This window comes from Fulvivirga aurantia (genome assembly GCF_009711475.1).
Lineage (GTDB): Bacteria > Bacteroidota > Bacteroidia > Cytophagales > Cyclobacteriaceae > Fulvivirga > Fulvivirga aurantia.
In genome coordinates this window covers 1-4,753 of the sequence record NZ_SMMD01000623.1, presented here as the reverse complement: position 1 = coordinate 4,753, position 4,753 = coordinate 1, and the positions used below count along the sequence as shown (strand labels likewise).

Sequence of the window (4,753 nt, the reverse complement as noted above, 5' to 3'; positions counted from 1 at the left end):
TAAGCTTATTGGTATTAATAACCTCGGGACTCTGTGCTTATGGCCAGTCCCAAGTGATGGTTATGGAAATAAAAGCAGAGATTGACCCAAGAATGAATCGCTATGTTGAGTTGGCACTAGAGCATGCTGTAGAAACGGAAGCAGATTATGTAGTGATAGAAATGGATACGTACGGAGGTGCTGTAACTGATGCCAAAGATATTGTCGAACGCATTCTAAATTATGAAAAACCAGTTTGGGTATTTATTAATAAAGATGCTGCTTCTGCCGGAGCGCTCATTTCTTTGGCCTGTGATAGTATTTATATGGCTCCCGGCTCTAATATTGGTGCTGCCACAGTTGTAACAGGTGATGGTACCGCTGCACCAGACAAATACCAATCCTACATGAGGAGTACAATGCGCTCGCTGGCGGAAGAGAAAGGTCGCGACCCAAGAATTGCTGAAGGCATGGTAGATGAATCGATTGAGATTGATAGTGTTTCTAAGGCAGGACAAGTTATTACCTTTTCTACCAACGAGGCCATAGCCAATGGGTTTTGTGAAGGAAAGGTGAGCTCTATAGAAGAAGTACTTGAGAGAAATGGTGTAACAGATTATGAACTCGATACGTACCAGCTTAGCCAGACTGAAAAGGTTATTTCTATTTTTCTTAATCCGTTTGTAAGTGGTATACTCATATTAGTGATCGTAGGCGGTATTTGGTTTGAACTACAGACACCAGGTGTAGGCTTTCCTATTTTAGCGGCAGGTATTGCCTTAGTCTTATATTTTGTACCATATTACCTCAATGGCCTGGCTGAAAACTGGGAAATCATTGCTTTCTTTTTGGGGATAGTTTTAATTATGCTTGAAATATTCGTGATACCAGGTTTTGGTATCGCTGGTATTGCAGGTATTTTTCTCACTGTTGGCTCTTTAGTATTAGTAATGCTAAATAATGATACTTTCGACTTTACTTTTGTGCCGTTTGAAGATGTATTTATTGCCGTATCGGTAACACTTGCCGGCATGCTGGGCAGTGTAGCCGTCTTATTTATAGGAGGGGTGCGGTTGACTAATACCAAAGTTTTTACTCGAATCGCTCTCACTGATACCATGTCCCGCACTGAGGGCTACACATCTAATTTCAAAAAGACTTCAATGGTTGGTCTTAAAGGTACTGCTTACACCATCTTACGACCAAGTGGCAAGGTGTTGATTGAAGGTGAACTATATGATGCTTATACCAGAGGTGATTACATAGATAGAGAGCAGAAAATTGTAGTGCTGAGTGATGAAGGTACTTCGCTTAAAGTAAAAATTGACGAATGAAGATATTAGGAATAATACCTGCCAGGTATGCATCGACTCGATTTCCGGCAAAACCATTGACAGATATTGGTGGAAAAACTATGATACAGCGTGTGTATGAGCAGGCCACTAAATGCAAAGCATTAGACAAAGTATTGGTAGCTACTGATCATATAGAAATAGCCAAAGCTGTGAAATCCTTTGAAGGCAATGTAACCATGACAAGTGATCATCACCAAAGTGGCACTGATCGTTGCTATGAAGCGCTATCTAATCAAGATAAGGTGTATGATTATGTGGTAAACATCCAGGGAGATGAACCGTTCATCAACCCAAAACAAATTGCTGAGCTTACTCATTTGCTCGATGGCAATACACAGCTGGCCACACTTGCCAAGCTTATAGATAAAGAAGATGATCTGTTCAGTTCAAATGTGGTAAAGGCTATTTTCGATAAGAATCAGAAAGCAATTTATTTTAGCCGCTCCCCCATTCCATTTAATAGAAATAACGAAAAGTCACAGTGGCATAAAGCCGATAACTATTATAAGCACATAGGAATCTATGCCTACCGCACAGATATACTTGAGAAAATAACTAAACTGCCGGTAAGTAGACTTGAAAAGGCGGAGTCGTTAGAGCAATTACGGTGGATAGAAAATGGTTTTTCTATAAAAATAGCTACTACGGAATATCAATCAATTGGTATAGACACTCCTGAAGATCTGGAGAAAGTTAAAGATTTTTACTAATCAAACTATTGGTCTAATTTCGCAAGTCAAAAAACAACTCAATACTGTTGAAAGTACTTGTTGCAATATTGCTACTAATTCCCGGCTTATCGCTTGCTCAGTTTTCTGGAGAAGGTGAGCGCATTTTGCATATGGAATACATGCACGGCTTTATTTTAAAGCACAAGAAGCAAATATCTCATCTTATTATCGGGCACCCTCAGGGAATAAGAGCTACGCTAGTCAGGCAAACAAACGGAAGCGAGAGGTGGCATCAACGGTATAATTATCCTGAAGCTGGTCTTTCTCTCATTTATTTAGATTACCAGAACCCCAGTTTAGGCAAATCAATAGCCCTCATACCACACTATAACGTTTATTTCACTAAAAACAGACAAGCAAAAAGTAGGTGGAAATACCAAATTGGCTTGGGGCTGGGATACAATACCAATAAATACCATCGAGAAACCAACAATCAGAATAACGTATTAGGCACTGACCTGAATTTTGGAATTTCTATGCAACTGCAGCACCAATATCAAATTACTAAAGATATTGCTTTATTGAACTCAGTTTCCCTAACTCATTTTTCTAATGGCTCCATCAGGAAGCCTAATTCTGGAATAAATACGGTGAGTTTTAATACAGGAATAGCTTACTCTTTGAGTAAAAAGGCATACTCATATAATTTCAACCAGAATGACCCGATAGATAAAGAAGGTTTAGGTTATACCGCCACGCTCAGTTTCGGAATGCATGAAGCTACCAAAATAGGAGCCGGAAGCTACCCCTTCTTTGTACTCTCTGCCTTGGCGGACAAGACTTTAAATCACAAAAGTAAATTAGGAATAGCGATAGAATGGTTTTACTCTGAAAGCCTTAAGCGAGATATAAAGTTTGACCCTGAATTAGCTGGTGAAGAGGGACCTGATTTTAACCGAATAGGTATTGCACTAAGTCATGAGTTAGTATTGGGAGACTTTTCTGTGATGTCGCAATTAGGGTATTATGTCTATGACCCTTATAAACCATTTACATCTGTTTATATCAGAGCTGGTTTAAGACGCTATTTTAATGACAATTTATTTGCTTCACTTTGTGTAAAATCTCACCATGCACGAGCTGAAGCCGCGGAGTTTGCACTTGGCTGGAGATTTAAATGAGAACAATTTCATTAGCCATACTGACCTTTATTTTATGCTTTGGCTGCGACAGCACCGATGCGCCTGAGTGTCTCAAAACACGTGGAGAGCTAACCACCAAAGAGCTCACTCTAAATGCATTTAATTCACTCACGGTGAACAATGAGTTTGAAGTGATCATTACCGAAGGAACATCTCAAAAAGTTGAGATCACTGCAGGGGAAAACCTGCTTGATGAAATTGAATTTGAGGTATTAGATGGTAGTCTTACAGTAAGTAATCATAACGGATGTGAATGGTCAAGAGATTATGATTTCCCTGTCATAAATATAACGCATCCAAATTTGAGCAACATCAGACAAAATGGAGGTGGTAGTATTAAATCTAATGGTACTTTAACATATCCACAGCTCACTTTAATCTCTGAAAAAAGTAGCGGTAATTTTGAGCTGTCATTATCTGCGGATAAACTCACAGTTGTGAATAATGATCTTTCTAACTATTACCTTACCGGAGACGTTGGGTACCTAAATGTTGGCTTTTTCTCTGGAGATGGACGATTTGAAGGAGCAAATCTCCTTTGTGAAAAGGTTGTGGTTTTTCAACGAGGGACTAATGACATAACGGTAAACGCACAGGAATCTTTAACCGGACGAATAATAGCCACTGGAAACGTAATTTTTGTCGGCACAAAACCTAAAAAAATTGAAGTGAGTGAGGAAAACAGGGGCCGACTGATAAATAAGACAAACGAATAACATGAGTGAAGAAATAATAATTGTATCTGGTACGAACCGAAAGGCTGCCATGAGTTACCAGATTTCTTTAACATACCAGCAACTACTTAAAGATCTGGGCGTAAAATCAACCATCATAGACCTGATGCTCTTGCCTGATGACTTTAGTTTTTCTGCCCTATACGAGCACTCCGGGAAGAATGATGCTTTCAATAAGTATCGGGAGATGATGCTCAATGGTAAGAAGTTTGTTTTCGTGGTGCCAGAGTACAACGGCTCTTTTCCTGGTGTACTAAAAACCTTTATTGATGGTCTTGAATTTCCTAACACATTTACCAATAAGAAGTGTGCGCTTGTCGGTGTTTCTTCGGGCATCCAAGGCGCTGGTCTGGCTTTGAGTCACCTTACAGACATCTTCCATTATTGTGGCATGAACGTGCTCGCTCAAAAACCTAAACTATCACACATAGACGATAATTTCGAAAATGGTGAAGTGATCAATGAGTTGTATATGACACTGTTGAAAGACCAGGCTCAGAAATTGGTTGAGTTTTAGCCGACTTTCTGAATAAATTTTAATATTCTTCCTCTTCTCCAATTGTACTATTTTTCACTTTGAAGTTCTGATTGACCTCATTAACTCTCATACTTAGAACGTAATCAGTTAGATATTCATCATAAAAATAAAAAAACGAACCTATCTCTTGTTCACTGATAAAATTTATAAGGGATGAATACTGAGTCAGGTTATTCAAAAAAAAACAGGGTAAACATCAACGAGGTTTGCAGATAGAAATTGCTTCCATTCTTCTAACAGAACCTTTAACTCAAAGTCGTACTTATTCAGCGTC

General features: G+C 39.0%; 5 protein-coding genes. All 5 read left to right on the top strand.

Annotated elements, in window-relative coordinates; translation table 11 throughout:
- Positions 1 to 8 precede the first annotated feature (8 nt).
- Genes E1176_RS05930 through E1176_RS05910 form a run of 5 tightly spaced genes read left to right on the top strand, consistent with a single transcriptional unit; the run spans position 9 to position 4,458 of the window.
- Entirely contained in the window at positions 9 to 1,313 is a 1,305-nt protein-coding gene (locus E1176_RS05930) for an NfeD family protein (protein WP_155209643.1), read from the top strand.
- On the top strand, positions 1,310 to 2,044 hold the full coding sequence (gene kdsB, locus E1176_RS05925) for a 3-deoxy-manno-octulosonate cytidylyltransferase (RefSeq protein WP_155209642.1): 735 nt from the start codon (positions 1,310 to 1,312) through the stop codon (positions 2,042 to 2,044). Before E1176_RS05930 ends, kdsB begins: the two co-directional genes overlap by 4 nt.
- 47 nt (positions 2,045 to 2,091) lie before the next feature.
- Entirely contained in the window at positions 2,092 to 3,186 is a 1,095-nt protein-coding gene (locus tag E1176_RS05920; RefSeq protein WP_155209641.1) for an acyloxyacyl hydrolase, read from the top strand.
- A complete protein-coding gene (locus E1176_RS05915) occupies positions 3,183 to 3,923 on the top strand; it encodes a head GIN domain-containing protein (RefSeq protein WP_155209640.1) in 741 nt (246 codons plus the stop codon). Before E1176_RS05920 ends, E1176_RS05915 begins: the two co-directional genes overlap by 4 nt.
- A 1-nt stretch (position 3,924) precedes the next feature.
- Positions 3,925 to 4,458, top strand: a complete 534-nt coding sequence (locus E1176_RS05910; protein ID WP_155209639.1) for an NADPH-dependent FMN reductase — start codon at positions 3,925 to 3,927, stop codon at positions 4,456 to 4,458.
- Positions 4,459 to 4,753 lie beyond the last annotated feature (295 nt).

Excerpts from the sequence above, each read along its gene's own strand:
- kdsB (WP_155209642.1), top strand. The coding sequence starts at position 1,310 with ATGAAGATATTAGGAATAATACCTGCCAGGTATGCATCGACTCGATTT.
- E1176_RS05915 (WP_155209640.1), top strand. The coding sequence starts at position 3,183 with ATGAGAACAATTTCATTAGCCATACTGACCTTTATTTTATGCTTTGGC.
- E1176_RS05910 (WP_155209639.1), top strand. The coding sequence starts at position 3,925 with ATGAGTGAAGAAATAATAATTGTATCTGGTACGAACCGAAAGGCTGCC.